The sequence below is a fragment of the Halomonas sp. I5-271120 genome (assembly GCF_030553075.1).
Classification (GTDB): domain Bacteria; phylum Pseudomonadota; class Gammaproteobacteria; order Pseudomonadales; family Halomonadaceae; genus Onishia; species Onishia taeanensis_A.
This window is the reverse complement of record NZ_CP130701.1, coordinates 258777-284668: the sequence shown is the minus strand read 5'-3', so window position 1 is coordinate 284668 and position 25892 is coordinate 258777. Positions and strand designations below refer to the sequence as shown.

Below are 25892 nucleotides of genomic sequence, written 5' to 3'. Positions count from 1 at the left end.
GATGCTGGGTCAAGAATTCGTTTCTGCCGCGGCGATCGCGGCAAGTGTGTTGTTCATCCTCTCGCTGGGGGGCTTGAGCAATCAGGAAAAGGCCAAGCGAGCGGTGTGGTATGGCATCGTCGGCATGGCGCTGGGGGTCGGCGCTACCATGTTCGGTCCGGGCATCGGTGGCTATGGCTGGATGATTCCGATGATGCTGATCGGGGCTGCCATTGGCACGGTGGTGGCCAGAAAGGTCGACATGACCGAGATGCCGCAGCTGGTGGCGGCGCTGCACTCCTTCGTCGGCCTGGCAGCGGTGTTCGTCGGCTGGAACGCCGACCTGGAGCGGCGCCGGGTCCTGGCAGCAAAGCTTGCCGAGTCCGGCACCGAGGGTTTCTCTGCCTTTGCCGCCACTCTGGCGTCGAAAACGCCGGCCGAGCTGACCTTTCTGCAGGTCGAGGTGGTGCTTGGGGTGTTCATCGGTGCGGTGACCTTTACCGGCTCGGTGATCGCCTTCGGCAAGCTCGCCGGCAAGGTCGACGGCAAGCCCCGCCAGTTCCCGGGCGGCCACTGGCTGAATGCCGGTGCGGCTGTGCTGTCGCTGCTGCTGGCCATTGCCTACCTCAATGGAGCCGGCTTCTGGACGCTGCTGCTGTTGGCACTGCTGGCCTTCTTCGTCGGCTGGCACCTGATCATGGGCATCGGCGGCGCCGATATGCCGGTGGTGGTCTCCATGCTCAACAGCTATTCCGGCTGGGCGGCCGCCGCCATCGGCTTTACGCTCTCCAATGATCTGCTGATCGTCACTGGCGCCCTGGTAGGCTCTTCGGGGGCCATTCTGTCCTACATCATGTGCAAGGCGATGAACCGCAACTTCATCAATGTGATCCTGGGCGGTTTCGGCGGAACCAAGGGGGAAGCAGCAGAGATCGAGGGCGAGCAGGTGGCCATCGATACCGGCGGCGTGGCCAGCGCGCTGAACGACGCCGACAGTGTCATCATCGTTCCCGGTTACGGCATGGCGGTGGCCCAGGCGCAGAACGCGGTCAGCGAGCTGACCCGCAAATTGCGCAGCGCCGGCAAGAATGTGCGCTTCGGCATCCATCCGGTGGCCGGGCGCCTGCCGGGGCACATGAATGTGCTGCTCGCTGAAGCGCGGGTACCCTATGACATCGTCATGGAGATGGACGAGATCAACGATGACTTCGCCGAGACCGACGTGGTGATCGTCATCGGCTCCAACGACATCGTTAATCCCGCGGCACAGGAAGATCCTGCAAGCCCCATCGCCGGCATGCCGGTGCTCAAGGTGTGGGAGGCCAAGCAGGTCTTTGTCTGCAAGCGCGGACAGGGCACCGGCTACTCCGGCATCGAGAACCCGCTGTTCTTCAAGGAGAACACCCGGATGCTGTTTGGCGATGCCCGTTCGAGCATCGACAGCTTGGTGCCGATGATCGACTGAGTCATCTGGGGCCTCGTGCCTCTCATTGGCGGCTCCCGAGCGGAGAGGCATTTCTGCCTCTCCGCTTTTCGTTACAATGAAGGGGTCTATCACTCATCAATGGATCGAGAATGTCTGATGATCGCTTGAAGGTCGCCGTGTTGGGTGGCGGCAGTTTCGGCACTGCGCTTGCCAGCATTGCGGCCGACAATGGGGCCCGGGTACACCAGTGGATGCGTGATGCCAGTCTGGCGAATGAGATCAACCGGGACCATCGCAACAGCCATTATCTGCCGGATTACGCCATCAACCCGGCCGTGACGGCCGCAACCGACATGCGCGAGGTGCTCATCGGGGCGGAGCTGGTGCTGGCGGCGATTCCCTCCCAGGCCTTCCGCAGCGTAGTGCGCCAGGCGAGGCCCTGGCTGTCCTCCGAGCAGATACTGGTCAGTACCACCAAGGGCATTCAGGCCGAAGGTTTCAAGCTGATGAGCCAGATCCTCGAGGAGGAGACGGGCTTTCCCCACATCGGTGTGATCTCCGGCCCCAACCTTGCCTCCGAGGTCGCCGACAAGCAACTCACGGCCACCGTGATCGCAAGCGATGACCCCTTGACCCGCACCCGGGTACAGAGCGTGCTGGGCTGCGACTATTTCCGGGTCTATGCCAGCAACGATCGCTTCGGCGTTGAGCTTGGCGGTGCACTGAAGAACATCTATGCCATCGCCGCCGGCATGGCGGCGGCCCTCGGCATGGGGGAGAACACCCGCAGTATGCTGATGACCCGGGCGCTGGCGGAAATGAGCCGTTTTGCCGTGCATCTGGGCGCCAACCCCATGACCTTTCTCGGCCTTTCCGGCGTCGGCGATTTGATCGTCACCTGCTCATCGAAGCTTTCCCGCAATTACCGCGTCGGCTACGCCCTTGGCGAGGGGCGAACCCTTGAAGAGGCCGTCGAGGCCTTGGGGCAGGTCGCCGAAGGCGTCAATACCGTGCACCTGGTGCATGACAAGTCTTCAGAGGAGGGCGTCTATATGCCCCTCGCTGAGGGCCTCTATCAGGTCCTCTTCAATCAGGTGCCGGCCCGCGACATGGCCAAGCTGCTCATGCAGGGCGAACAGAGTAGCGACGTGGAATTCACCCTGTCCCGTGAGGACGTCAAGGCAGCCCGGCGCCTGGAGGATTGAACAAGATGCACGAGACCCTATGGATCATGCGTCACGGCCAAGCCGCCCCCGGGCGCCCGGATGCCGAGCGCTCGCTCACCGACGAAGGCCACCGTGAAGGCAATTTCATGGCCGAATGGCTGGCGCAGCGCATCGCCGATGAAGGGCTCGCCACCCCCCGGGTGCTGGCGAGTCCTTATCGCCGTGCTCAGCAGACGGCGACGCTGATGGCCGAGCGCCTGGGCGTGGAGGTCGAGACGCTGCCGATCATCACCCCGGACGATCCGGTTGGCCCGATCCTCGACTGGCTGATCGACACTCAGGAACAGTCGCCGGGGCCGCTGCTGCTGGTTAGCCACATGCCGCTGGTCGGCGTGCTGACAGCACAGCTTACCGACGGGCCGCGGGCGCTGGGGCTGGGATTTCCTACTGCCGCCATCGCTCGACTGGAGAGTGATGTCTTCGCTGCTGGCTGCGCACGCCTGATCGGCCTGGAAGCGCCCGGGCATCGCTGAGCTATCCATAGAGAACTATCCATAGCGAACTATCCATAGCGCTGCCTCCCCAAGGTGGCCGATCTCGCGCGCCGCCTACCGCGGCGCCTCTATCACTGCGTACATATTTGCCCACTTTTTCTCAGGAGCGCCCCATGACGTACATGGTCAACAATCGCATCCACGTGACGCCGGGTTATGAAGAGGAGTTCGAGGCGCGCTTTCGTGCGCGTGCCGGCGAGATCGACAAGCAGCCAGGGTTCATCGCCATGCGGGTGCTGCGCCCTCAGGGCAATCAGGCGCCCTACGTGGTGGAAACCGAATGGGAGAGCCAGGATGCCTTTCGTGCCTGGGTTGGCAGCGACGACTTCAAACGCGCCCACGCCAACCCCATGCCGAAGGAAGCCTTCGGCGAAGGCGGTGGCATCGAGCAATTTGAGGTGGTGATTCGCGCGGACGCTAACTAGCCGCGAACTAGCCGCGAACTAGCAGTACCCGGCTAGAGGTGGGGGCAGGATAAGTTTGGCTAGATCAGTCCGGCGACGCGCAGGCCGAATACGCCACCGGTGATGGTCAGGCTGGCCAGCAGGGTGCTGATAGCGATGATGTTGGCGGCGAGCTTTGCATTACCGTTCATCGCTTTGACCATCACGAAGCTGGCGGCCGCTGTAGGGCTTGCGAAGAACAGGAATAGCACTCCCAGTTCGCGGCCCGTGAAGCCCACCAGCCAGGCCCCAGATGTGGCGAGCGCCGGCAGGATGGCCATCTTCATCAGGCTGGCGCTGACGGCGGTGGTGCTGTCGTTGCGTAGGGCGCTGACCGATAGCGTCGCCCCCACGCAGATAAGGGCCAGTGGCAGGGTCAGGGAAGCGAAGTAGTCGCCGGTCGTCAGCAGCCAGCCCGGCAGCGTCAGTCCCGAGAGCGCGACCGGCAGGGCGGCCACCACGGCAAGAATCAGTGGATTCTTGGCGATATGCCCAAGGATGCTGCGCCAGTCCGCCGCTTGACCGTCCTGAAAAGTGCTCAGCGCCACCACTGACAGGGCGTTATAGCTGATAATCACCACCCCCAGCAGCAACCCGCCCGCCGAGAGGCCGTAGTCGCCGTACATGCTGGCCGCCAGTGCCAGGCCGACAATGCCGCAATTGCCGCGAAAGGCGCCCTGGATATAGACCCCGCGATCCGCTCGCGCCACGCGCCAGTTGGCCCAGCCCCAGGCAAGTACGAAGCTTGCCAGGGTGGCGAGAGCGAAAAAAACCAGCATGCCTGGATTCAGGCTCGCCTCGAGATCGGCCTGGACGATGCTCATGAAGACCAGAGTCGGTAATGTGGCCTTGAACACCAGCTTTGATGCGGTGGAAACGAAGGCCGGGTCGATCCAGCCCCAGCGTTTCAGGCCAATGCCGATGAATACCATGGCAAAGACCGGCAGGGTGACGTTGAGGGTGTGCTGGAAGACCGCTAGAAGGTTCATACCTGTAAGTGCTCCCTAGATCGCCAGCCAGCGGCCGACGATGATCGCCGCGACCACGGCGGTAAAGAAGAGGGCATTGCGTAGGCGGGTGTCGCGAGGGGGACGCGGCTTTGACACGGCGGTCTCCAAAATGAGGGAAGTGAGCGGCGAGCGCGCTTGGCTGTCCAGTCATGACTAATGGACGGCTTGAAAGTCAAACAGTCGTTTTATACTGGCTCAGTAGCGGCTAGGCGGGGTATGGTAATCCCGTTAGCCTGCTAGTTTCCACTGACCAGGATGATTTCATGCCCCAGCGTCATGCTTCCGACTGGGCTGGCACTGCCTCTCCCGTCGCCTCCAGTGAGCACGCCCCCAAGCTCCCGCTGGTCTTCGCCCACGCCAACGGCTTCACCGGGCGCAGCTACCAGAGTCTCTTGGCACCGCTGGGCGAGCGGTTCGCCCTGCATCCTCTAGACCAGCTTGGCCATCACCCACACTTTCCGGTAGGGCATAACTGGTTGGCGCTCCGTGATGAGCTGCTGTCACGTCTGCCTGAGGGGGACACCCAGGTGATCGGCGTCGGGCACTCGCTGGGTGGCGTGCTGATGGCGATGGCGGCGGAGAAGGCGCCGGAGCGTTTTCGCTGCGTGGTCGCCATGGATCCGCCATTGATGCTGGGCCTCGATGCGCTGGCCATCAAGCTTGCCAAGCGCACTGGCTTTGTCGATCGCATCACGCCGGCGGGTCGCAGCTTGGGGCGCCGAGCGCACTGGCCGGATCACCAGACGATGAGCGACGACCTCCGGCGTAAAGGTCTTTTCAAGGGCTTTACTCCGGAGGCCTTTAGCGACTACCTGGCCGGTGCTGCGCGCCATTATGACGGTGGCGGCGTCGGCTTGGCCTTTTCCCCCGATACCGAGGTGGCGATCTTTCGCCATCTGCCCGATCACCTGCGGGGGCTACCCAAGCGGTTAAAGGTGCCGCTGGCACTGTTGGCGGGCCGAGAGTCGGACTTGCTCACGGCACGCCGCCGACGGCGGTTTGCTCGCCGTGGGGTGGCAGTGGAGTTGGTGCCTGGAGGCCACATGTTTCCCATGGAGCACCCCGAGGCCTGTCGACGGGTCCTGTGTGCCACTCTTGATCGTCTGCTGGAGTCTTCCTGATGACCCCGACCGAACTGCACTTGGCTGAAGGCCGTCTGGCGGCGTTGGCCTGGGGAAAGCCCGATGCGCCGACCTGGCTTGCCTTGCATGGCTGGCTCGACAATGCGGCGAGCTTTTCACGACTGGCGCCCTTGCTGGTCGAGCGACTCGGGATTCGAATCGTGGCGCTGGATTTCGCCGGCCATGGCCGCTCCCGGCGACATCCGCCGGGCGTCGACTATGCGATCTGGGATTACTGCCATGACGTGCTGGATGCGGTGGTGAGTCTGGAGCTCGAGTCAGCTCCGCTGCTGGCCCACTCGATGGGCGCAGGGGTGGCCTGTCTGCTGGCAGCGGCGCTTCCTGAACGGGTCGAACGACTGATGCTGATCGACGGCTTGGGCACGCTCAGCACGCCGGGAGATGACACCGCACAGCAGCTGCGGCGTGGCCTGCTGGGGCATCGGCGGCGCAGCTCACCGTCACCGCGCTATGCTGATGTAGAGAGTGCTGTGGCGGCCCGGGTCGCGGGCGGAGTGACGCTTATCGATGCCGACTCGGCCTGGCCGCTGGTCGAGCGTAATCTGGAGCCGTTGGAGGATGGCCATGTCCGGCTGCGAACCGATGGCCGTCTGCTGCGCCCTTCGCTGGTGCGCTTTTGCCCTGAACAGGTGGTTGGAATGCTTGCTGCGATTGAGGCACCCACGCTGCTGATCGAAGGTGAGCGGGGCATCCTGGGTGAGCGGGAGGGAGCCATACAGAATCGGGCGGCGCTGAAGGGGCTCGAGCGCCGGGTGTTGCAAGGGGGGCATCATTTGCATCTTGAACGCGAAGCGCTGGCCGATGTGGCCGGCAGCATCGCACAATGGTGGCAGATGGCCGCTTCCAGTGTGGTCGAGAAGTGAGACGTGCCAAGCGAACGGCTGGTGCGGAGGGGGAGCGATGAGCGGCAAGACGAAAGAAGGTAAACGTGTCGCCCTGGTGCTTGGCAGCGGCGGTGCGAGGGGCTATGCGCATATTGGCGTGATCGAGGAGCTCGAGGCGCGAGGCTACGAGATTGTCGCCATCTCGGGCTGCTCTATGGGCGCGTTGGTAGGCGGTATCTATGCCGCTGGTCAGCTACCGGCCTATCGCGACTGGGTGTGCCAGCTGGATTATTTCGATGTGCTCAAGCTGGTTGACGTCACCTGGAGTCCGATGGGCGCCATGCGCGCTAACAAGGTGATGAGCAAGCTGGCCAGCCTGATCGGCGATACCCTCATCGAGGACCTGCCGCTGCCGGTGACCACCGTGGCCACCGACCTTGTTCGCCAGCGCGAGGTGTGGTTCCAGAGCGGCTCATTGTTGCAGGCCATCCGCGCCTCCATTGCCGTGCCCGGCATCATTACTCCGGTTCATGTCGGTGATCAGGTGCTGGTCGATGGCGGTCTGATGAACCCCTTGCCGATCATTCCCACCGTCTCTGCCCAGGCCGACCTGGTGGTAGCGGTCAATGCCACCGCGCACAGCCCGCGGCCGGTAACGCTTGAAGAGCTATTGCCGGCTGAGGAAGTGGCTGAAGAACTGGCCCGTGAAGAGGCCCTGGAGGCTGCGGGGCGTGGTTTTTCGGGCTGGGTGGCCGGGGTGCGCGGACGTGCCCAGCGGCTGTTCAATTCAGGTAGCGGAAACGACAACGGTAATGGCGTCGACGAGGGCGAAGAGACACAGAGCGCGCAGGCCGCCAGCCAGCGGGCCTGGGGCAAGCTCGACATGATGCTGGCCTCCTTCGATATCACCCAGGCGGCATTGGCCAAGTACAAGGTGGCGGGCTATCCGCCGGATGTGCTGATCGAGATACCCAAGACGGTTTGCGGAGCTTATGAGTTTCATCGAGCCGAGGTCCTGATCAAGCTGGGCCAGCATCTGGCGTCTCAGGCAATCGATCGGCTCGAGGGACCCGCGGCCTGCCGAGCCGGGGCCCGCCGCGCACCGCTAATCGAGACCCCCGTGGTCTCGCCGATGACCGTGCCCGCGCCGGCTGCCTCGCCGGATCAAACGACACCCGAGACCAGTGAGCCTGCCGCGCCCTAGGGCTCGGATATCGCCTGGCTCTCTATTTGTGAAAACAGAGAGGCGCGTCCGACTAGAGGCTCTCGCCGCGACGGCGCAGCAGCACATAAACAGCGCCGCTGCCTCCATCCAGTTCCCGCGCCGAGCAGAAGGCCAGCACGCTTGGCCATTCCCGAAGCCAGGCGTTCACATGGCTCTTGATCACCGGGTAGGCGTCGGGTCCGCTGGTGCTGCGCGCCTTGCCGTGGACCACCAGCACGCAGCGGGCGCGTTGGGCGCGGGCCTCGGCAATGAAGCTTTCGAGTTCTGCGCGCGCTTCGTCGACGGTGTAGCCGTGCAGGTCGAGCCCTGCCTCCCAGGCGATGCTGCCGCGCTTCAATTGGCTGCGGGTTCGCTGGGGCAGGTCGGGGACGGTGAAGTCGAGCCACTCGGAGGGCCTTACCGGCTCGACCCGACCATCGCTGGTGCGACTGCTCAACTGATAGCTGTCGGCTTCGAGGGCAGCGGCACGACGTTCGGCCAGGGCCTCTCGGCGCCGCTGTTTCGGCTTGCCCGGGTCGGCCCGATTCGAGCTCATCGGCTTGACGCCTGCGTCGGCCAGGGCCTGGCGAAACAGCGAAACCTCGTCATCATCCGGGTGTCCGCGGCGCTGGCTCATGTTGCTCCCCGTGGATTACATTGAATGGGTAAATGACGCGCTAGTATAGCGGCTTGGCGGCGGCTGTGAAGCGGGCGTCGGGCCGGGTACAATCAAGGATTTGAATCTCAATCCGATAAACCACAGGACGACGCGTGGCCGCTTCCCGACCCGATGCCGATTCGACTCTGATTCTCGATGATAGAATGATCGCCGAGGATCTACTCACCCTGCGTGACTGCCTGCGCTGGGCGACCAGTGAATTTTACACCCATGGCCTTCATTTCGGACATGGCACTGCCTCTCCCTGGGACGAGGCGGTGGCGTTGACGCTGGGTGCCCTGCACTTGCCCTGGGACGTGGACCCCTCCGTGCTAGAGGCACGACTGCTACCCATGGAGCGGCGCCGCATCGTTGGGCTGGTCCGCTCACGTATCGAGACGCGCCGGCCGTTGCCCTATCTACTTGGAGAGGCCTTCTTTGCGGGCGTGGCGTTCAACGTCGACGAGCGGGTGCTGATTCCTCGCTCGCCTATCGCCGAGCTGATTGAGGACGGTTTCTCCGCCTGGTTCCCCGAGGAGCCGCCGGCGCGGGTGCTGGACCTTTGCTGCGGCTCGGGCTGCATCGGTATCGCCACCGCTCTGCACCTGCCTACCGCCGAGGTCGATCTGGCCGACATCAGTGCCGATGCGCTCGAGGTGGCCAAGGCCAATATCACGCGCCACGACGTCGGTGCACGGGTGAGGGCCGTGGCGTCCGATGTGTTCGATAGTCTGGGTGGTCAGCGCTATGACTTGATCGTCTCCAATCCCCCTTATGTGGATGCACGTGACCTGGCCACCATGCCGGCCGAATTCGGCCACGAGCCGACCCTGGCCCTGGGCGCCGGGGACGATGGCCTGAACATCGTGCGCCGCATCCTGCGCGAGGCGAGAAGCCTGCTCAGCGATGATGGCGTGCTGATCGTCGAGGTCGGTAACTCCGACCATCATCTGGAGGCGGCTTTCCCAGAGGTGCCCTTCCTGTGGCTGGAGTTCGAACGCGGAGGGCAGGGCGTCTTCGTGCTGACCGCCCAGGAACTCGACGCCTACGCGGCATCTTTCGCCTGAACTGCTGATACCAGAGCTCTGAGGAACGTCAATGTCCGGTAATACCTTCGGCAAGCTGTTTACTGTCACCACTTTCGGCGAGAGCCACGGCCCGGCGCTGGGCGCCATCGTCGACGGCTGCCCGCCGGGTATCCCCCTCAGTGAGGCTGATCTGCAGCGCGATCTCGATCGCCGCCGCCCCGGCACCTCGCGGCACACCACGCAGCGTCGCGAGCCGGACCAGGTGCGGATCCTGTCAGGCGTCTTCGAGGGCGTCACCACCGGTACCGCCATCGGCCTGATGATCGAGAACACCGATCAGCGCTCCAAGGACTACTCGAAGATCAAGGACCAGTTTCGTCCGGCCCATGCCGACTACACCTACCATCACAAGTATGGCCGGCGGGACTATCGGGGCGGCGGACGCTCCAGCGCCCGGGAAACCGCGATGCGCGTGGCGGCCGGCGCCATCGCCAAGGCCTATCTGTCGGCTCAGGGCATCAGCGTGCGCGGCTACATGAGCCAGCTCGGTCCGCTGACAATGGAGTTCAAGGATTGGGCGGCGGTCGAGGACAACGCCTTCTTCTGCCCCGATCCTGATCGGGTGCCGGAGCTCGAGGCCTACATGGATCAGTTGCGCCGCGATCAGGACTCGGTGGGCGCCAAGATCACCGTGGTGGCCGAGGGCGTGCCGGCCGGGCTCGGCGAGCCGGTCTTCGATCGTCTGGATGCTGAACTCGCCCATGGCCTGATGAGCATCAATGCGGTCAAGGGCGTGGAGATCGGCGATGGCTTCGCGGCGGTTGCGCAGCGGGGCAGCGAGCACCGTGACGAGATGACGCCGGACGGCTTTCTGTCCAACCACGCCGGTGGCGTGCTGGGCGGCATTTCCTCGGGCCAGACGGTGATCGCCCATCTGGCTCTCAAGCCGACCTCCAGCATCACTCTGCCGGGACGCTCCATCGATGTGCATGGCAATCCGGTGGAAGTGGTCACCAAGGGTCGCCATGATCCCTGTGTGGGCATTCGCGCCACCCCGATCGCCGAGGCCATGATGGCGCTGACGCTGATTGATCACCTGCTGCGTCACCGAGCGCAGAACTTCGACGTCAGTGTCGACACGCCGCACCTGCGTTGAGTTTACGGGGGCCGCGTGTTGGCCCCCTGGCTGCTAGACTGAGATCAAATACCTCAGTCTGGCTATGCCCATGAAGATTAACCTCGAATTTGACCTCACGCCTGCCGAATTTCGCCAGTCTCTTGGCTTGCCCGATGTCGAGGCGTTCCATAACGAGCTGATGTCACGCATTCAGCAGCAGATGGACGCCGGCGTCGAGGGCTATGACCCCATGAGTCTGCTCCAGCCCTTCCTCAAGACCCCCTTCATGCCGACGGCTTTCCAGGATTCGCTAAAGGGCAATTTCCAGGACAACCTGTCCCAGAGCATGACCAGCTTCGGTAACTATCAGCAAATGATGCTCGACATGCTTCGTCAGGCTCAGGCCGCTTCCAGCAAGTCGCAAAAAACCGACGACGGCGAAAAGACCGGCAAGAGCAAGCCGGCCGATGAACCGGCCAGCGCCAGTTCAAGGTCGCACCGCAAGTAGCGCGACCTATTGCATAGGCGTGCGTCCGGGACTACGCTTTGTGCAATGCAGCAAAGAGGGCTCGCGCCCACATCCATGACCCTGGGAGGGTGATGCCATGCAGGACAAGATGTTTACCGAGTTCACGGAACAGGCCGAAGGTTTTTTTGCGCCGATGCGCAAGCTCAATGGCCTGATGCTCGACAACATGGAAAAGCTGACCCAGTTCCAGCTTGAGTCCATGAAGCGCTACAGCCAGTTGGGTACCGAGCGGCTGCGGGATGCCTCCGAGGCCAAGGACCCTGAGGCCATGCGCGACTTCGGCACTCGTCAGGCGGAGATGATGAACGAGCTCTCCACCCAACTGCTCAAGGACGCCGAGTCCATGACCGAGCTGAGTCTCGAATTCAAGCGCGAGATGGAAAAGGTCATGACCGAGGTCTCCGAGACCGCCAGCAAACAGGCTGCCTCTGCGACCCAGTCCGCCAGCGAACAGATGACGGCCGCCACCGAGCAGGCTATCGCTTCCACTCAGCAGTTCGCTGAGAAGGCCACCGAGCAGGCGACACAGGCCACTCAGCAGGCGGCACAAGCGGCGAAACAGGCCTCTGAGGCCACGCCTCAGGCCGCTGCCAAGCCGTCTTCCAGCGCGACCAGCCGTCGCAGTGCCTCGAGTGCCACCAAGAGTTCGGCAGCCAGCAAGTCAGGCGATACCGGCGGTAGCAAGAGTTCCTGATATGAGCACGCGGCCAGCCCCCGCTGGTTACACATCGCCCATGGCCGGAAGACGCACGCGTTTTCCGGCCATGGGCGTATATGTATAGACCGTATGTCATGTGGCGCCTGTGTTATACAGGCATGAGCCGCGTAAGGTAGAGAAGATGGCTGCCATCGACTGCTCCGTCAGCGGGGCGCTGGCAGCAAGGTGGTTTGACCAGTAGGTTTGGGATCAGACAGGGCTTTGATCACAGAGCTTTGAGCACAGGGCTTTGAGCACAGGGCTTCGATCACAGGAGTGGGCAATGCAGTCAGGTTTTCATACGCCGTCGGCGTCCGAACTTCAGGAATGGACCGAACAGCTGGAAGTGATGGGGCAGGAATATCAGGTGCTGATGCAGGATATGTTGGCGCGGATGTTGCCCGGTGAAGCCGGCAAGACCATTTATGATGACATGCGCGAGAGCTTTCGTGCCGGCGTCGAGGCCCTGGTCAGCGACCCCGAGACGCTCATTAATACGCAAATGCAGCTCGCTCAGGATCAGATGCAGCTCTGGCAGCAGGGCCTGCGTGACCTGAGCGGCGAAGAAACTGAGCTCTTGATCGAGCCTGCCCGCCATGATCGTCGCTTCAAGGACGAGGCCTGGCGCCACGAACCCTTCTATCGAGGACTGCTGGAGCAGTACCTGCTGTTCTCGAGGCTGGTCGAGGACATGGTCGGCAATCTCGACAATATGCCGCCGGACCAGAAGCGCAACCTGGAGTTCTACGCTCGCCAGTACGTGAGCGCCATCTCGCCGTCGAACTTTGCCTCTACCAACCCGGAGGTGATGCGCCTGACCATGGAGACCAAGGGCCAGAACCTTATCGAGGGGCTGGCACAGCTTCGCGAGGATCTGGCCAACTCGGCGGAAGGCATCAACGTCAAGATGACCGATCGCAGTGCCTTCACCATCGGCGAGAATGTGGCCGTGACACCGGGCTCGGTGGTCTTTGAGAACGAGTTGATGCAGCTGATTCAGTATGCGCCGACCACCGAGCAGACGTTCAAGACGCCGCTGCTGATGGTGCCGCCCTGGATCAACAAGTACTACATACTCGACCTGCGCCAGGACAATTCTCTGGTCAAGTGGCTGGTCGATCAGGGGCATACCGTCTTCCTGATTTCCTGGCGCAATCCGGGGCCCGAGCAGCGTGATCTAACCTGGGCCGACTACATGCAGCTGGGCCCCATCGAGGCCATGAGTGCCATTGAGCAGGCGTGCGGTGAGAAGTCGGTAAATCTTCTGAGTTACTGCATCGGGGGCACCCTGACCGCCTCGACGGTGGCCTACCTGACCAGCACACGTCGCGGGCGTAAGGTGCGCTCGGTGACCTATATGGCCACGCTGCAGGACTTCAGCGATCCCGGCGAGATCGGTGTCTTCCTCAACGAGCCAGTGCTGCAGGGCATCGAGCGTCAGTTGGAAGCCGATGGCTATCTGGATGGCCGGGTGATGGCCTTCTCGTTTAATCTGCTGCGCGAAAACGATCTGTTCTGGTCGTTCTATATCAGCAACTACCTGAAAGGCGAGAAGCCGGCGGCCTTCGATCTGCTGTACTGGAACACTGACGGCACCAACCTGCCGGCCGGTACTCATGGCTGGTACCTGCGTAACATGTATCTGGAAAATCGACTGATCGAGCCCGGCGGCATCGAACTGGACGGGGTCAAGATCGACCTGCGCAAGATCTCCACGCCTAGCTACTTCGTGTCCACTCGTGAAGACCATATCGCCAAGTGGAACAGCACCTATGGCGGCACCCAGCTTCCCAAGGGGCCGGTTACCTTCGTGCTCGGTGGCTCAGGGCACATCGCCGGGATCGTCAACCCACCGCACAAGAACAAGTACGGTTTCTGGACCAACGCAGAACTGCCAGTCGACCCGGACGCCTGGTTCGAGGGTGCGACCTTCAATGAGGGCTCCTGGTGGCCGCACTGGCAGGCCTGGATGACCGACAACGGCTATGCGGATACCGTGAAGATGGTGCCGGCAAGACAGCCAGGCGAGGGCGAGCTGTCGATCATCGAGCCGGCGCCGGGGCGTTACGTGTGCCAAACCATCCCTGAAGTGCTGGGGCAGGTGCCCGCTGATGACGGCAGCGATGAATAAGGCCGAGGAAGGATAAGGCCGAGAAGGGTAAGTAAGGGTCAGTCAGAGGAAGGGTAGGTCAGCGATAAGTCCTGAGCGTGCCCACGAAGATGATGGCTGACGCCCAAGAGCCCTTGGCCGATGTCAGAAACCACGAGGCCCGCCATTGGCGGGCCTCGTGGCATTTGGGGCTGTCGTGGCTGAGCAAGAAGGGTGAGAAAGAAAGAGCGGCGAAAGGCGTTTAGGTCGCCAGGCGACGCCGCCCTGACAAGGCCAGCCCCGGCAGCACCAGCAGGGTGGCGGCGAGCCAGGCTGGCCAGCTGCCGGTGCGGGTAAAGGGGGTTGTGCCCTGCATGGCGCGCACCTCGCCGGTGAGGGCGGTGGCGGTGAACTGTGGGGCTTGTGCGGTGATGCGTCCCTGGTCATCGATGATAGCGGTGACGCCGTTGCTGGTCGCGCGCATCACGTAGCGTCCATTCTCCAGCGCCCTGAGCCGTGCCATCTGTAGATGTTGGAGCGGCCCCAGTGAGTCGCCAAACCAGGTGTCATTGGAGACCGTCAGCAGTACCTCGGCGTCTCGGGCGCGTGAAGCCACCAGATCGGCATAGACGATTTCATAGCAGATGGCGCTACCGATCGAGAGGCCGGCGGCCTGGATCGGTGCCTGCGCTCCTTGGGCCGGCGTCATCGTCGGCGCTGGCAGATCGAAGAAGGCGACCACGCCTCTCAACAGGCTCTCCAGTGGCAGGTATTCGCCGAAGGGCACCAGGTGGGCCTTGCGGTAGTGGCCGCTGGCATTGCCGACGCCAACCACGCTGTTGAAATAGCCGCCCACATCGCGTTGCAGAATGCCGGTGAGTAGCGCCGTGTCGGGTGCGAGACCGGCTTGGACACGTTCAAGCAGCGGCATGGCCTGATCTTCGAACATCGGCAGCGCGGCTTCGGGCCAGACGATCAGGTCGGGATCATCCGCGAGCCCTGAGGTCATGGTGCTATAGGTATTCCAGGCGTCCCGCTGGCCCTCGGCGCTCCATTTGGTCAGCTGTGGTAGGTTACCCTGCAGCAGCGCCACACGCGTGGCATCCTCCGCTGGGCGAGTCCACTGCCCGGGCAGCGCCAGGGGCACCAGCCATAGAACGGCAATGATGACGGCCGGCGCCAAGCGGCGTCGCAGCGCCTCGACTCCCAGGGTGCCGGTCAGGGCGGTGATCAGCGACAGCAGGTAGACACCCCCCACCGGGGCCCAGGGGGCCAGGGGCGAATTCACCTGCGAGGTGCCGATCAGCAGCCAAGGGAAGCCGGTAAACAGGTAGGTGCGCAGTACCTCGCCCAGTACCCAGGCCCCGGCGAAACTGAGTGCTGCAAGCCTGGGCCCGGTGAGGCGGCGGTAGAGCCACAGGGTGGCGGCAGGAAAGAGGGCCAGGGCAGCAACGAAGAGGGCGGTGAGCATCGCCGCCACCGGCATGCTGGTGTAGCCGTAGTCATGAATCGAAATGTAGACCCAGGACGCGCCGCTGCCGAACAGGCCAAGGCCGTAGCACCAGCCCTTTAGGGCCGCTTGCCCTGGGCTAAAGGCCTGTATGCCAAGATACATCAGGCCAATCGCGACTGGGGCTAGCCACCACAGGGCGAAAGGGGCGGCGGACAGGGTGGTCAGTCCGCCGGCAATCAGCGCGATCAGATAGCCGATCGCCGGGCTCAGGCGTCGTTCATTCATCGTCGGTCTCGTGTGGCGTCCATGCGGCGCACCTTCAGGATCGTAGGCAATCACCGTCAGGCGCGGCTTTCCTCGGCTGGCTGCGTGTCGGCCTGTTCGGCTTGTAGCAAGCGGATGCGACGGTTATCGGCGTTGAGCACCGTGAAGCGCCATTCGCCGAGTTCGGCGAACTCACCCCGCCTGGGCAGGTGGCCGAAGCTCTGCATCACCAGGCCCCCGAGGGTGTCGAACTCCTCGTCGGAGAAGTCGGTGTCGAAGCGCTCGTTGAAATCCTCGATCGGGGTCAGGGCTCGGATCGCATAGCAGCCGTCTCCCAGCTCGCGGATATCCTCTTCCTCGTCGGTATCATGCTCGTCTTCGATATCGCCGACGATCTGCTCGAGGATGTCCTCGATGGTCACGATACCGGCGGTGCCGCCGTACTCGTCGACCACCACGGCCATATGGTTGTGGGTCTCGCGAAATTCCTTAAGCAGGCTGTTCAGGCGTTTGGATTCGGGCACGAACATGGCCGGACGCAGGATGTTGGTGAGATCGAAGCTGTCGCGATTCTCCTGGCTCTTCATGAGCAGCGGCAGGAGATCCTTGGCCAGCAGGATGCCTTTCACCTCGTCCAGGTTTTCGCCGATCACCGGATAGCGCGAGTGGCCGGTCTCGAGAATCACTGACAGGTAATCCTCCGGCGGCTGATCGGCGGCGATGGCTGTGACCTGAGAACGGGGAATCAGCACTTCGCGGACCTGCTGATCGCTGATCTGCAGGGCACCCTCGATAATGGTCAGGGCGTCCTGGTCGAGACGCAGTCGTGGGCCGGCCTCGCGGAGGAATTCCCTCAGCTCATCGCGAGAGCTGGGTTCATCGGAGTCGGTGCTGAAAGCGGTGAACAGTTTTTCGAGCCAGGACTTGTTGCTCTGACTACTCGATCGATCTTCGCTCATGCGTGGGGTCTCTTTTCCTCGGAACCAAGGTCGAGATGGTGGTCGGCGGCATACGGATCTTGAATAGCGAAACCTGAGAGAATGACCCGTTCCAGGGCCTCCATGCGCTCGGCTTCGTCATCTTCGATATGGTCATGACCCAGCAGATGCAAGGTGCCATGCACCACCATGTGAGCGTAGTGAGCCGCCAGCGACTTTTCCTGCTCATGGGCTTCGCGGACCACTACGGCATGGCAGATGACGAGGTCGCCGAGCAATGGCAGGGTCAGGCCCGGCGGCGACTCGAAGGGAAAGGACAATACATTGGTCGGGCGGTCGCGGCCGCGATAGTCGCGATTGAGGGTTTGGCTTTCTTCGACCTCGACGAAACGCACCGTGAGTTCCTGGCGCGTTTCGCCTTCATGCTGGGCCAGTGCGGCGCTGATCCAGCGTTCCAGCTCGTCTTGGGTGGGCAGCTCCGCGATGGCGTCGGCGGCCTCGAGGGCGACCTGTCGATCGACGGTGACTGGCGGAGGTTCACTGATCATGATGATTCCCCGTAGTCGGCAGGGCCCTGACTCTTACGCGCCTGGCGTTCCTCGGCCTGTGCTTCACGACGGGCTTCGCGCTGCTCGCGACGCGCGCGCTCGGCGTCTTCCTGCTCGGCCTCGAAATGATCGTAGGCCTCGATGATCCGTTGTACCAGCGGATGGCGCACCACGTCCTTGGCGGCGAAATGAGTGACGCCGATGCCCGGTGTGTCCTTGAGGACGTCGAGCACCTGGATGAGCCCCGAACTCTGCCCTCTGGGCAGGTCAACCTGGGTCACATCGCCGGTGATAACGGCTGTCGAACCGAAGCCGATGCGGGTCAGGAACATCTTCATCTGCTCGCGAGTGGTGTTCTGGCTCTCGTCGAGGATGATGTAGGCATTGTTCAGGGTGCGACCGCGCATGTAGGCAAGCGGGGCGATCTCGATCACCTGGCGCTCGATCAGCTTGTTGACCTGTTCGAAGCCGATCATCTCGTACAGGGCGTCATACAGCGGGCGCAGGTAGGGATCAATCTTCTGGGCCAGGTCGCCAGGAAGGAAGCCGAGCTTCTCGCCGGCTTCGACGGCGGGGCGCACCAGCAGAATACGGCGCACTTCCTGGCGATTGAGGGCTTCCACGGCGGCGGCGACGGCAAGATAGGTCTTGCCGGTACCGGCCGGGCCGATGCCAAAGTTGATGTCGTGAGCGCGGATGCTGGCGACATAGCTCTGCTGGTTCTGCCCCCGTGGCTTGATCAGTGCCTTGGGCGTGCGCATTAGCAAGTCACCATCACCGATGGCGTCCTCTTCTTCCTCGATGGCCTCTAGCCCCGATTCCTGCAGGAAGAGGTGCACCATGTCGGGCGTGAGGTCGCTGGCCTCAGTTTCACGATACAGCCGCTCGAGCACGTTGGCAGCCGCCTTGGACCTGGCGCCGGGGCCAGCCAGTTGGAAGGTGTTGCCGCGGTTGCGCAGGGTCACGCCCAGACGCTCTTCGATCAGTTTGAAGTGTTCGTCACGCTGACCGCTCAAGTTGGCCAGGCGCCGCGGGTCATTGGGCTCGAGGGTCAGGGTGATGATGCGATTGGCCTGAGAGGTTGTCTGGCTCAAGTCGAGAGGATCCCGTGCGTTGGAGATGGATGACGGCAGCTTACTGCCCGGGGCGTGTCGGGGGCAATGCCCGCGACGACGCCTGTTCGAGGCAGGACGTCGTCAGCGGGCAACAATAGGGGCGGAATGGGCTTAGTAGCAGGCGGGCGACGCGAGTTCGCCGCGCAGCGAGTTGGGCAGTGCCTCGGTGATTTCCACGTCGACGAAGTGGCCGATCAGCTCGGCCGGGTTGGGCGCGCGGAAGTTGACCACCCGGTTGTTCTCGGTGCGCCCGGTCAGCTGTCCCGGGTCCCGGGGCGAGAAACCGGTGACCAGGATGCGCTCGACGTTGCCGACCATGCGCCGGCTGATCTGCATCACATTCTGGTTGAGGCGCTCCTGAAGAATCGCCAGGCGCTCTTTCTTGACCGACTGCGGCGTCTCGTCTTCGAGCTCGGTGGCAGGCGTGCCGGGCCGCGCCGAATAGACGAAGCTGAAGGAATGATCGAAGCCGATGCGGTGGATCAGATCCATGGTGGCCTCGAAGTCGGCTTCGGTCTCACCCGGGAAGCCGATGATGAAGTCCGAGGAGAAGCTGATCTCCGGACGCAGCGCGCGGATACGTTCAAGCTTGTCGACGTATTCTTCGACCGTATGGCCACGCTTCATGGCGGCAAGGATACGATCCGAGCCCGCCTGGACGGGCAGGTGAAGGTGGCTGACCAGTTCCGGAATCTCGCCGTAGGCTTCGATCAGCGAATCCGAGAACTCCACCGGATGCGATGTGGTGAAACGGATGCGGTCGATGCCTTCGACGGCGGCCACGCAGGCGATCAGTTCGGCCAGGTCGATTTCGTCGCCGAGCTGGTTTTCGCCGCGGTAGGCGTTGACGTTCTGCCCCAGCAGGTTGATCTCACGCACGCCCTGGTCGGCGAGGTGAATGACCTCGTCCATGACCGACTCGAAGGGCCGGGAGATTTCTTCACCGCGGGTGTAGGGCACCACGCAGAAGGTGCAGTATTTGGAGCACCCTTCCATGATCGAGACGAAGGCGGTGGCGCCGTCCGAGCTTGGCTTGGGCAGGTGGTCAAACTTCTCGATTTCCGGGAAGGTCACGTCGACCACCGAGATCGGTTCCGCGCTCTTGTTGCGGGCATCGAGCATGGTCGGCAGGCGGTGCAGGGTCTGGGGTCCAAACACCATGTCGACGTAGGGCGCACGCTTGCGCAGCGCCTCGCCTTCCTGGCTGGCCACGCAGCCGCCGACGCCGATCACCAGGTCCGGGTTCTTTTCCTTGAGCTTCTTCCAGCGACCGAGCTGGTGAAAGACCTTTTCCTGCGCCTTCTCGCGGATCGAGCAGGTGTTGAGCAGGATGACGTCGGCGTCACGCTCGTCGTCGGTCATTTCCAGCTTGTGGGAATCGCCGAGCAGATCCGCCATGCGGGCGGAGTCATACTCGTTCATCTGGCAGCCGTGGGTCTTGATGAAGAGTTTCTTCGTCATAACAATGGGCCGAGACTGCAAGAGCCTCGGCGCGTCCGTCACCGAAATTGGGAATGAGGTCGGGCAAGGCCCGAGGCCGGGCGGCCCTGACCCGGGCGGCCCTATCTGTAGATGGCTAGATTATACGTATCCAGCGGCGGCACGGCCAGCGCCCCAAGGCTGTGCTATTCTGGCCGCCGTTGGGAAATCGTGCACGTATCCTTGCATGGCAGCGAGGTTAAAAATTGAACAATCCGTGGCAATTCCAGGCCTTGCGCCGATTACCACGCGATCGCCAGCGGTTTTCCCAAGACTTATCCACAGAAAGTGTGGATGGGATAAGGTCTCATCGCAGTGCCATCGACACAGGACGTGCGGTGGCCTGAGCAACTCCGCGTGGGCAGGCATCGACGAGCCTCCATCGCCCTGATAGACGGCAGACTTATGCGAACATTCAACTCTGTGATGCTGGGGATTTCCTTGGCCACTCTGACGCTTGGGGCCCAAGCCCAGGAGACCACCGACCCGGATTACTGGGTATCGGACGACCTCACTACCTTCGTGCGCAGCGGACCCACTGACGGCTACCGCATCGTTGGCACCCTGACAGCCGGTGATCCGGTCGAGCTGCTCGATACCAGCGGGGACTACTCGCTGGTCCAGGGCCCGGGGGGCGATCAAGTGTGGATTCTTTCTTCCGATCTTCAGGAGGAAAAAAGCGCTACCGCCCAGTTGCCGGCCCTGCAGGAGCGGGTCAAGACGCTGAGTAACGAGCTCGAAGGCATCAATGAGCAGTGGGAAGGGCGGCTTGCCGCTACTACGGCTGCGCTTGAGCAGCGCGAAGCACGGATCAGCGATCTCGAAAACCGCAACCAAGCGTTGCAGGATCAGTACAGTGAGTCGCAGGAAAACCTGCGCGGCCTCCAGGCCCGGCTGGACACTCAGGAAGAAGACCTGCTGCTGCGCTACTTCATGTACGGTGGCGGCGTGGCCGGGGGTGGCCTGCTGATTGGGTTGATCGTTCCTCACCTGCCCAGGCGTCGCAAGAAAAACGATCGTTGGTTCTAGTAAAGCGCTGATGGAAGGCAGCGGGTTACCAAGCGGGTATCCCATGCCCAGACCGATGCAGCAGGAGCGGGCATGAACAATGAATGGATCTCGCGCTGGCGCGAGGGACGGATCGGCTTTCATCGCGACGCCGAACATCCGGCCTTGGTCCGCCACTGGACAACTCTTGGCGTCGAGCCGGGAACCAAGGTGCTGGTGCCGCTTTGTGGCAAGAGCCTGGATATGCGCTGGCTAGCCGCCGAGGGCCATCCGGTGCTGGGGATCGAGCTTGCCTCGCTTGCCATCGAGCAGTTCGTCGCGGGAGGCGGGGCGTCGTCTCGCTATCGCCAGAGCGATTTCGAGATCTGGCGACAGGGCAGCATCGAGCTCTGGTGTGGCGACTTCTTCCATTTCCACACCCAGCAGGCAGCCGACCTGGGGGCTTTCTACGACCGGGCGGCGCTGATCGCCCTGCCACCGGCGACCCGGCAACGCTATGCCTTCCATCTCGCCCAGCTGATGCCACCCGGCGCCCGAGGGCTTCTGATCAGCCTGACCCGCGCCCCCGGTGACGATGCCGGGCCGCCTTACAGCGTGCCTGCCGATGAAGTGAGAGAGCTGTTTGGCGCTAACTTCGAAGTGAGCCACCTCGAGGATGGCGAGCCGGAAGACAACGGTTGGCAGGAGAGCGTCTGGTCGCTTCAGCGCCGTGGCCCACGAGCAGGCCGGGAGCAGGGCCAGTGACGCTTCGCTACTCTCAGGGCGGGACGCGGCTTCAAGGCGTTCTGCCGACGTTGTCTATCAAAAGCCGCTGACGGACGCCTGATCAGGGCCATCCCTGGTCATTGCGTGCTTGGCCGAATTGCCTACCACTGATCCACACAAGAACGCCCGGCAACTGCCGGGCGTTCTTGTTTCCGTGTGAAAGCCCCCTGTTTAGCGGGCCAGCAGTTGTCCCATCGCCGGATCACCGAAGGCCCTGTCGAGGCCATCGCTTAGCAGCTCGTTGATCATCTGGGTGTTGTCTTCCTGGTTTGGGCGCAATGCATAAGACTGGTTGCGCCTTGAGGTGTAACGGCCAACATAGCTTTCGCTACCATTTTGTGCCTCGGCCTCGAATACCGCCTCGAGCTCTGCCTCGCCGAGCAGCGGCTGGCTGTTGCCGTGGGCATAATCGAGACGCTTGAGTGTCAGGGTAAGCCGTGGACGCTGCGCATCGCGGTCGTCGGCGGGCGTGAAGCCCATCTGACGCAGGGCATATTCGGCCTGGGACTCGAGCTCGGGGAGCACGTCGGCCGTCGGTAGGGTGATCGTGTCGGTCCCCATGACGGCGCCGCTGCGGCTGCCCAATACGTCGCTGTCGCGGCCGTCGATCACGGTCAGCGTGACCGGCTGACCGCTACCGCTTTCAGGCAGGTCGTCGCTTACCTTCGGGTTGGCCTGGATGTATTGAGGACTGCTGGCACAACCGGCCATTGATAGCAGCAGGGCCATCAGCAATAGGCTCAACACCGTCTGCCATGCAGCCTGTTGACGAGCCTTGGTGTTCAAACGTTGTGTCATGATCAAGATCCTTATGAAGAGACGGAAGCCGTGTCTTGCTGCCGAGTATACCCATGCAGGCACCACAGGCCGAGCAGGGGCCCGACAGCAATAGCCAGGAAAGCCAGGGACCGGCGGCCTGCCGGAATTAGGAACAGCAGTGACAGCATGAAGCTCGCATTATTTGCCGAAGGCGACAGTAATGCTCAAGCCTGGCTTTGCATCGCCCAGTGTCAGTGTGGCGTTGTGCAGTTCCGCGATAGCAGCCACTAAGCTCAAGCCGAGCCCGCTTCCTTCACTGGTTCGACTCCTCTCTAGCCGGTAGAGGCGGTGGAGCACTCGGTCTCGCTCCTCTTCAGGGATCCCGGGCCCCTCATCCGATACGGTCAGTACCGGATCGAATTCTCCGTCGATTTGAACCAGGATCCGCCCAGGCGGTGTGTGACGCAAGGCATTCTCGATAAGGTTAGCGATTAACCGGCCAAGGAGAGTGGGGTTGCCTTCGACGATGACTGCGCCGTTGGTTCGTGCCGTCAGTTGGTGGCCGCTTTCTTCGCTTGCGGGCCCGAAGACGTCCGTAAGATTTAATACTAATTCAGATAAATTAACGTCGGTAAAAGTGGAACGCGCCTGGCCACTTTCAAGCTGGGCAATCTGTAGAAGAGCCTGGAAGGTTGTAACGATTTGGGCCGTCTCGTCACGTGCCTGGGTAATGACATTTTGTGCTGACTCAGACAGTGATTCATCATCAAGCTGGTGGAGGAGCACCGAAACACGCTGAATAGGAGTTCTCAAATCATGAGCAATATCAGCGGAGACTTGGCGAAGTGCTTCGATCGATGCTTCTTGTGCGTCCGCCATTCGGTTGATCGCTATGCCTATCTGGCCAAGATCATCTTCGGCATCACCTGAAATGGACACCCGTGCATCTTGGTGGCCAGACGTCAGTTGCGTGAGTGTAAACCTGATGGCTTCCATACGATTGCGGGCCTTGCGGGCAACCAGTGCGCCTATCGTCGTTGCCAGTAACAGAGCCGGTATCAGACTGAACAACAGCACCTTCGCAAACGTCTCTCCAAGCTCATCAAGACTGTCGCGGCCCACGAGCAGGGTCAATTGCCCACCACCGACAGGTCCTTCCCAACCCAGATAGCTGTCGGCTAGCGATTTGTCTTGCAAGGCAAGGCGCGTATGTCGAACGATGTCGTTAGGCTGAAGCTCAACCGGGCTGGGCAGGTTGCCAAGCGCCGCTTCACCCGGCTCGGTATAGCGAAGAAGCAGTTTTCGTGAATTGGCAGCGGCGGCTATTTCCTCAATACGCTCACGAATCTCGTCCTGTTCCACTACCGATTGAATAGCCCCAACGGTCTGATTCAGCTGCGCGGTTAGCTCACGGTTAAGAGAGCTACGAGTGACTAAATAGGCAGTCGCATAACCGGCCAAGGTAAACATGACAAAGACCACGATTAAGGTGCCTGTCAGCCTCAGCGGTGTCGAACGGATGGCCATCATTCTGTAATCCGGTAGCCCACGCCACGCACGGTTTCGATCAAGTCCTGGTCAAAGGGCTTGTCGACTTTACCGCGCAAGCGGCTAACATGAGTCTCGACGACATTGGTTTGGGGGTCGAAATGGATATCCCAGACAGCTTCCAGAAGCATCGTTCGCGTTTGAACCCTTCCCTTGTGGCGAAGGAGGCACTCAAGCAGCGCAAACTCACGAGGCAGTAGACTTATTGTCTTTCCTGCGCGCGTCACCTTGTGGAATATGAGGTCCATCTCGAGATCTCGGGCCCGGAGCGTGGTGGGTTCGGCTGCATGTGGTGGACGCCGCGACAAGGCGGCAATGCGGGCGGAAAGTTCGCCGAAGACAAAAGGCTTGACCAGGTAGTCATCGGCTCCTGCATTAAGGCCCTCAATACGATCTTCGACCCCATCAAGGGCGGTTAGCAACAAGATCGGTACGGGTATTTTAGCCCCTCGTAACGTGCGGACAATGGCCAGCCCATCCACGCTGGGTAACATTCTGTCAATGACAAGTACTTCATAACTGCCAGAAGCTGCCTGAACCAGCCCTTGAGAACCATCCGCAATCAGGTCGACGATATGGCCCTCTTCACGACAGGCATTGGCGATATATTCACCTGTGAGTTTGTCGTCCTCGATCACCAGTATCTTCACCGTTCACTCGTACCTTGTTGTTTTCAAATCAGAAAAGAGGGCCATGGCTTGTAAGGACGCGGTTGATCACTGCGTCTTTTAACGGTCGGGTCCAGCGCTCCATCGCGGGGTCAGGTGGCCGTCTCACCTATTGCGCTTTTTGGTAACGCTGTCACCTGTTCGCCTCCGCCAGAAGGTGGCGTAGCCTTAAGCAAAAGAGCGGCGATGCCATACCGCCGCTCTCCATCCTGATCTCTTGCTTTACCTATCTATCATTAGCGGTGTCTACCTAGCGTCATAGGGTTTCAGTCTTCACCGTCTTCGGCGTCATCCCCTTCATGCCCCTTTGGATTCGCAGCCTTGGTCAACATCCTGCTACTTGGGTGCAACAAGCACAGTCGATACCGTGCCATCAGTCTGGGCAAGTTCTACCTCGAAAGCCATCTTATCCGACCCTTGGGGTTCCCAGGCGACCGACATGGCGGTGCCAGGGTTGCCTTCTTCGGCCTTTGAAGTCGCCTGCGAGATGGTCATCCCTGAGGCGAGAAACGCTTTGGCCTCGGTCGGGTTTTCATTCGCGAGGGCTAGGTTTACCGGAAACGTCAGTGCAAGAGCCATTCCAGCAAGGCTACATGACGAGAATTCTTCAAAAAAGATCATATTGCTATCCTAAATAGATGCAGGATAGTGCGATGCCATCCGGCACATCACGACTCTGATAGGTGCAAGTCACATGGACCTATTCTGGATATTGTAAGCTTGTAATGTTCACTGTAAATGCTGGGAACATTACAGATCTGTATAGTTCGGTACAGTCGAATGTATATGAAGGAAACTATAAATAGCGCCGTCTACCAACGACTCGGAGTTTTCGATGAAACAAATTCTCCTCGCTGTGCTATTAATAGCGCTGCCCACCAGCGTGTTTACTGTTGTTGAGATATGGATGTTGCCCGTCCAACATTCGGAAATGACTTCTCACAAAGCGGACCCTCTCGGTGACCTTTCCGGCTACGAAAGCATTGTTAGTGATACCCGATCCCTCGTTGATGCTGGAAAATTGACAGAGGCAGAGCTTCGGGTGACCGATTTTGAGACGAAATGGGATAAGGCCGAGTCCACGCTGCGGCCCAAGGCACCCTCTGCCTGGGGCAATGTTGATACTGCTGCCGATCACGTTTTTGCAGCACTTCGAGAAAAAGCGCCAGACACGTCAAAGGTGGATAACGTGCTTGCAGTCTTATCTACCACGCTGGCGGATCCAGTACAAAGCGGGTCTGCGGGCGGAGTTCGGCGCGTAGCCGGTGTAGCAGTGACAGATGCCAATGGTCACGCGATTCCTTGTGAAACGATGCTCCAAGACGTTCGCCGCGCATTATCCAGTGGCTCCATCTCCGAGCGAGATAAGGCGATGACCCTGCAGTCCAAGGCGATTGAACGCTGTAATGCAGACGATGACACACATTCTGATCAATTTTCGGCACAAGCACTTGCGCTTGCCAAGTAAATAACGGAAGAAA

26 protein-coding genes are annotated in these 25892 nt (G+C 61.6%); 15 read left to right on the top strand and 11 right to left on the bottom strand.

From position 1 onward, the window contains the following. Nucleotide 1 precedes the first annotated feature (1 nt). The 4 genes from Q2K57_RS01270 (at nucleotide 2) to Q2K57_RS01255 (ending at nucleotide 3550) form a co-directional block, all read left to right on the top strand. On the top strand, nucleotides 2–1444 hold the full coding sequence (locus Q2K57_RS01270; protein ID WP_304525956.1) for an NAD(P)(+) transhydrogenase (Re/Si-specific) subunit beta: 1443 nt from the start codon (nucleotides 2–4) through the stop codon (nucleotides 1442–1444). Between the two features lie 110 nt (nucleotides 1445–1554). Beyond that, on the top strand, nucleotides 1555–2610 hold the full coding sequence (locus tag Q2K57_RS01265; protein ID WP_304525955.1) for an NAD(P)H-dependent glycerol-3-phosphate dehydrogenase: 1056 nt from the start codon (nucleotides 1555–1557) through the stop codon (nucleotides 2608–2610). Nucleotides 2611–2615: 5 nt separating this feature from the next. Further along, nucleotides 2616–3104 carry a phosphohistidine phosphatase SixA gene (gene sixA / locus Q2K57_RS01260; RefSeq protein ID WP_304525954.1) on the top strand — a complete coding sequence of 163 codons (489 nt, stop codon included), beginning with the start codon at nucleotides 2616–2618 and terminating at the stop codon, nucleotides 3102–3104. A gap of 134 nt (nucleotides 3105–3238) precedes the next feature. Then, nucleotides 3239–3550, top strand: coding sequence for an antibiotic biosynthesis monooxygenase (locus Q2K57_RS01255; protein ID WP_304525953.1), 312 nt, complete (start codon nucleotides 3239–3241; stop codon nucleotides 3548–3550). Nucleotides 3551–3609: 59 nt separating this feature from the next. Here Q2K57_RS01255 and Q2K57_RS01250 read toward each other — a convergent pair whose 3' ends face one another. Next, on the bottom strand, nucleotides 3610–4557 hold the full coding sequence (locus Q2K57_RS01250; protein ID WP_304525952.1) for an AEC family transporter: 948 nt from the start codon (nucleotides 4555–4557) through the stop codon (nucleotides 3610–3612). A 284-nt stretch (nucleotides 4558–4841) separates the two neighbouring features. Here Q2K57_RS01250 and Q2K57_RS01245 point away from each other — a divergent pair, with 284 nt between their 5' ends. From Q2K57_RS01245 to Q2K57_RS01235, 3 genes are read left to right on the top strand one after another with little or no spacing between them, the layout of a single operon-like run. Further along, nucleotides 4842–5699 (top strand): alpha/beta fold hydrolase, encoded by an 858-nt coding sequence (locus tag Q2K57_RS01245; protein WP_304525951.1) that lies wholly within the window; start codon nucleotides 4842–4844, stop codon nucleotides 5697–5699. Continuing rightward, nucleotides 5699–6583: an alpha/beta fold hydrolase gene (locus Q2K57_RS01240; protein WP_304525950.1), complete on the top strand. Its 885-nt coding sequence runs from the start codon at nucleotides 5699–5701 to the stop codon at nucleotides 6581–6583. The genes Q2K57_RS01245 and Q2K57_RS01240 overlap by 1 nt, the downstream gene beginning before the upstream one ends. Before the next feature lie 37 nt (nucleotides 6584–6620). Then, the gene (locus Q2K57_RS01235) at nucleotides 6621–7748 is read left to right on the top strand and encodes a patatin-like phospholipase family protein (protein WP_304525949.1); all 1128 of its coding nucleotides are present in this window, start codon (nucleotides 6621–6623) and stop codon (nucleotides 7746–7748) included. Nucleotides 7749–7800: 52 nt separating this feature from the next. Here Q2K57_RS01235 and Q2K57_RS01230 read toward each other — a convergent pair whose 3' ends face one another. Beyond that, entirely contained in the window at nucleotides 7801–8385 is a 585-nt protein-coding gene (locus Q2K57_RS01230; RefSeq protein WP_304525948.1) for a Smr/MutS family protein, read from the bottom strand. A gap of 185 nt (nucleotides 8386–8570) precedes the next feature. On the opposite strand from Q2K57_RS01230, the gene prmB reads away from it, so the two are divergent. The 5 genes from prmB to phaC all read left to right on the top strand — a co-directional run bounded on the left by prmB (nucleotide 8571) and on the right by phaC (nucleotide 13908). After that, nucleotides 8571–9473 (top strand): 50S ribosomal protein L3 N(5)-glutamine methyltransferase, encoded by a 903-nt coding sequence (gene prmB / locus Q2K57_RS01225; RefSeq protein WP_304526641.1) that lies wholly within the window; start codon nucleotides 8571–8573, stop codon nucleotides 9471–9473. 31 nt (nucleotides 9474–9504) lie between these two features. Then, entirely contained in the window at nucleotides 9505–10590 is a 1086-nt protein-coding gene (gene aroC / locus Q2K57_RS01220; protein ID WP_304525947.1) for a chorismate synthase, read from the top strand. A gap of 70 nt (nucleotides 10591–10660) precedes the next feature. After that, complete coding sequence (locus Q2K57_RS01215; protein WP_304525946.1) at nucleotides 10661–11059, top strand: hypothetical protein; 399 nt, start codon at nucleotides 10661–10663, stop codon at nucleotides 11057–11059. A 97-nt stretch (nucleotides 11060–11156) separates the two neighbouring features. Further along, the gene (locus tag Q2K57_RS18325) at nucleotides 11157–11774 is read left to right on the top strand and encodes a phasin family protein (protein WP_112054744.1); all 618 of its coding nucleotides are present in this window, start codon (nucleotides 11157–11159) and stop codon (nucleotides 11772–11774) included. Nucleotides 11775–12060: 286 nt separating this feature from the next. Then, the gene (gene phaC, locus Q2K57_RS01205) at nucleotides 12061–13908 is read left to right on the top strand and encodes a class I poly(R)-hydroxyalkanoic acid synthase (RefSeq protein ID WP_112054484.1); all 1848 of its coding nucleotides are present in this window, start codon (nucleotides 12061–12063) and stop codon (nucleotides 13906–13908) included. A 220-nt stretch (nucleotides 13909–14128) separates the two neighbouring features. Here the strand turns inward: phaC and lnt are convergent, their stop codons facing one another. From lnt to miaB, 5 genes are all read right to left on the bottom strand, one after another. After that, entirely contained in the window at nucleotides 14129–15604 is a 1476-nt protein-coding gene (gene lnt / locus Q2K57_RS01200; RefSeq protein WP_304525945.1) for an apolipoprotein N-acyltransferase, read from the bottom strand. A 56-nt stretch (nucleotides 15605–15660) separates the two neighbouring features. Then, a complete protein-coding gene (locus Q2K57_RS01195; RefSeq protein ID WP_304525944.1) occupies nucleotides 15661–16542 on the bottom strand; it encodes an HlyC/CorC family transporter in 882 nt (293 codons plus the stop codon). Next, nucleotides 16539–17069, bottom strand: coding sequence for an rRNA maturation RNase YbeY (gene ybeY, locus Q2K57_RS01190; protein ID WP_304525943.1), 531 nt, complete (start codon nucleotides 17067–17069; stop codon nucleotides 16539–16541). The genes Q2K57_RS01195 and ybeY overlap by 4 nt, the downstream gene beginning before the upstream one ends. Beyond that, complete coding sequence (locus Q2K57_RS01185; protein ID WP_304525942.1) at nucleotides 17066–18163, bottom strand: PhoH family protein; 1098 nt, start codon at nucleotides 18161–18163, stop codon at nucleotides 17066–17068. Before Q2K57_RS01185 ends, ybeY begins: the two co-directional genes overlap by 4 nt. 132 nt (nucleotides 18164–18295) lie before the next feature. Beyond that, a complete protein-coding gene (miaB, locus tag Q2K57_RS01180; protein WP_304525941.1) occupies nucleotides 18296–19645 on the bottom strand; it encodes a tRNA (N6-isopentenyl adenosine(37)-C2)-methylthiotransferase MiaB in 1350 nt (449 codons plus the stop codon). A 423-nt stretch (nucleotides 19646–20068) separates the two neighbouring features. On the opposite strand from miaB, the gene Q2K57_RS01175 reads away from it, so the two are divergent. Together Q2K57_RS01175 and Q2K57_RS01170 are read left to right on the top strand one after the other, a co-directional pair. After that, nucleotides 20069–20692 (top strand): TIGR04211 family SH3 domain-containing protein, encoded by a 624-nt coding sequence (locus Q2K57_RS01175; protein ID WP_112054473.1) that lies wholly within the window; start codon nucleotides 20069–20071, stop codon nucleotides 20690–20692. A 72-nt stretch (nucleotides 20693–20764) separates the two neighbouring features. Then, nucleotides 20765–21415, top strand: coding sequence for a thiopurine S-methyltransferase (locus Q2K57_RS01170; protein ID WP_112054471.1), 651 nt, complete (start codon nucleotides 20765–20767; stop codon nucleotides 21413–21415). A gap of 192 nt (nucleotides 21416–21607) precedes the next feature. Here Q2K57_RS01170 and Q2K57_RS01165 read toward each other — a convergent pair whose 3' ends face one another. The 4 genes from Q2K57_RS01165 to Q2K57_RS01150 all read right to left on the bottom strand — a co-directional run bounded on the left by Q2K57_RS01165 (nucleotide 21608) and on the right by Q2K57_RS01150 (nucleotide 25032). Further along, nucleotides 21608–22234 (bottom strand): YajG family lipoprotein, encoded by a 627-nt coding sequence (locus tag Q2K57_RS01165; protein WP_112054470.1) that lies wholly within the window; start codon nucleotides 22232–22234, stop codon nucleotides 21608–21610. A 159-nt stretch (nucleotides 22235–22393) separates the two neighbouring features. After that, entirely contained in the window at nucleotides 22394–23725 is a 1332-nt protein-coding gene (locus tag Q2K57_RS01160) for a HAMP domain-containing sensor histidine kinase (protein WP_112054468.1), read from the bottom strand. Further along, nucleotides 23722–24393: a response regulator transcription factor gene (locus Q2K57_RS01155; protein ID WP_112054466.1), complete on the bottom strand. Its 672-nt coding sequence runs from the start codon at nucleotides 24391–24393 to the stop codon at nucleotides 23722–23724. The genes Q2K57_RS01160 and Q2K57_RS01155 overlap by 4 nt, the downstream gene beginning before the upstream one ends. A gap of 354 nt (nucleotides 24394–24747) precedes the next feature. Continuing rightward, nucleotides 24748–25032 carry a hypothetical protein gene (locus Q2K57_RS01150; RefSeq protein ID WP_112054464.1) on the bottom strand — a complete coding sequence of 95 codons (285 nt, stop codon included), beginning with the start codon at nucleotides 25030–25032 and terminating at the stop codon, nucleotides 24748–24750. Between the two features lie 214 nt (nucleotides 25033–25246). Here Q2K57_RS01150 and Q2K57_RS01145 point away from each other — a divergent pair, with 214 nt between their 5' ends. After that, on the top strand, nucleotides 25247–25879 hold the full coding sequence (locus Q2K57_RS01145; protein WP_112054463.1) for a hypothetical protein: 633 nt from the start codon (nucleotides 25247–25249) through the stop codon (nucleotides 25877–25879). Nucleotides 25880–25892: the final 13 nt, after the last annotated feature.